This window comes from uncultured Methanobrevibacter sp., assembly GCF_934746965.1.
GTDB lineage: Archaea > Methanobacteriota > Methanobacteria > Methanobacteriales > Methanobacteriaceae > Methanocatella.
Window position 1 is genome coordinate 1 of record NZ_CAKVFS010000016.1, and the last position, 2687, is coordinate 2687.

General features: G+C 29.7%; 1 protein-coding gene. It reads right to left on the reverse strand.

Annotated features, from left to right (window positions below):
* Nucleotides 1-167 precede the first annotated feature (167 nt).
* Entirely contained in the window at nt 168-2477 is a 2310-nt protein-coding gene (locus Q0984_RS08855) for an Ig-like domain-containing protein (RefSeq protein ID WP_299526722.1), read from the reverse strand.
* Nucleotides 2478-2687 lie beyond the last annotated feature (210 nt).

A 2687-nucleotide genomic window follows, 5' to 3' on the forward strand; every position in this document is an offset into this window, starting at 1 on the left:
GTTCCACCACCTACAACATTTGCAATTTCATCTATTTTTTTAATTTTCCACTTATCTGAAAACTCCAAAAACCGTAAGTTTCATAGTAACAGTCTAAAAATTCCTATAAAAAATAAGCATGTAAATTATGTAGGGTTTATAAAAAAGAAAAAAAGTTAAGATTCATCTTAACTGATTGTAATTTTGTTTCCAATTTGGTAATTGTTCCAGGTTGAAGTGATAATATATTTTCCTTTGAGAAGGTTGATATTTAAACTTGCAACACCGTCATCTGCTGTTGTTTTGTTGTAGAATACACCATTTATATTGAATATCACTGTTTGATTAGCTAGTGGATTTCCTTGTCCGTCAAGAACTGTTGCATTAAACCTACTTCCGTCTTGGAATTCCATAGATAAATCATCAGTAAGCAGTACAGTTTTAACAACTACATTATTTCCCACATCATATTCTTCATAGAGTGCAGTTATAATATATTCTCCAGGATTTAAATTGATATTTAGTTTTACTGTACCATTTTCATCAACTGTTTTACTGTAAAATACTCCGTTTATGTTAAATGTTACATTTTTACCAATAGCTAAGCTTCCGTCTTTATTGTAGACTTTTGCTGTGTATTGTGTGTCGTTTTTATAATATTTAACTATGTCATGGTTTTCACAAATAAGTGCTTTAATAGTTATATTGAAACCTTCTTGCTCACCATTTACTGGATTATATCCAGTTAGGATGTATGTTCCAGGTCTTAAGTTAATGTTTAATCCAGCATATCCTGATTCATTAGTGTTTCTGGTATAAAACACTCCATTGATATTAAATGTAACTGCTTGGTTAGCTAAAGGATTTCCAGAAGTATCAATGAATTTTGCATAAAATTTAGTTGCATTTCTAAACATTTTTACAATATCATTACCTATGATAGTTTTAGATATGTTTATATTAGCTTCTTTTGAATCACTGCCAAAACGTCCATTATAACTTATTTTAGCAAGATATTCACCAGGACTTAAATTAATAGCTAATGAAGCAATACCTTTCTCGTCACTTGTTCTTTTATAATCAACACCATTGATATTGATGATAACATTTTCACCAACAATAGGATTATTATTAGCATCTTTTAAGTATATATTAAGCCTTTCAGGACCTTTATAATATTTATCCACATCATTTACAGAAAGTATAGCACCATAGTTATTTGCAAATAGTTTATCACTACCAACAAAAGTATTGTCTAATGAATGGTAGAAATCAAATTGTCCAGATTTAACAGCTTTAAGAGAAAGTGTAATATAATTATTCACATCACAATCATTTAAATTCCAGACTACAATACGTGTAGGGTCAAGTCTGTAATTTCCTTTAGATACTGTTGCACTATTAAAATCAAATCCTTCTGGAAGAGCAAACTGAACTAACGGGTTTGAATGAGCAATATAATTAACCTGATATTTTAATTCAATAGTATCCCCAACAAGACAGGAACTAACAGGAGTTAATAATTTGAAAACTTCAATACTATTACCAAAAACATGGTTTCCTAAAAATAATTTATCCCTAGCTAGTGGGAGAGAATTTTTTGAATGGAAATTATTAAAGTAATAAACATTATCTGCCATATAGGATGTTGAACGACCAACACCTTTACCGTCATCATTTGATGCATAAGAATCTACACTATATGATAATCCATTAGGGGAATTAGTTAATTTCCAATGATAAGTCATTATATTTCTCCTATTAACACCATAATCATCAGTATAAACTTTTTTAATACCTGCATCAACAGGATTCAGATTATTATCATAACTTCCTTTTTGAGACATTGAATAAACATTAGGGCATAAAACATACTGTCCAGCTTGTAATTTACCAACATGATATAAATTAGTAAAGACAACACCATAAGTTCCATCAGCAGCTTTTATGACAAAATGACCTAAGGAATATCTGGATATTATCTTATGAATTCTTGAAAGATAGTCATTTGTAATTTGATTATTGGTAACCATTTCAGAAGCTATGCTTTCAATCTGTCGGAATGCTGAACCGTCTGTTACACCACCATTACCAATGAGCCAACCATTAGATGTGATAATTGCATGTGAAAAATAACCATCAGCGGTTTTATATTGCTTTAAATAGCTAATATCTCCCCAATTACCACTTTCAATATGAATATCAGCAGCATTTGTAGCATCACGTCTAACACAAATAACTCCTTCATTATCACTTACCTGAAGAACAGCTGAACTACATTCACTTAAATCAATCAAATCTTCATCAGTCTTATCTGTATCTTGCTTAATAGCACCATCAGCATATTGTTCTACATTAATATTAGTATCTACTACCTCATCATTAACTGATAATTCGTTTAAGTCTTGACTAGCTACAACATCATCTTGTGCACTAACCGATGTTATAGCTATTAGAAAAACAAAAAAAATTAAAATAAAATACTTTCTATTAAACATAAATTCACCATAATTAATTAATAGATATGTAATATTTGTACGTTAAAATATATACATTTTCATGAAAAAAAACTTTTTTTAAAAAAATCAACGCCTAAAAAATTGTAGTCCTATTAAACCTTCAGAATACTACTTACGGTTTCCAGGGTTTGATGAACATTGGAAAAGTAAACAATTATGTGATATTTGTGAGATTAAAGATGGGACACA

Coding starts and splice junctions, on each gene's coding strand:
- Q0984_RS08855 (WP_299526722.1), bottom strand. CDS start 2,477: ATGTTTAATAGAAAGTATTTTATTTTAATTTTTTTTGTTTTTCTAATA.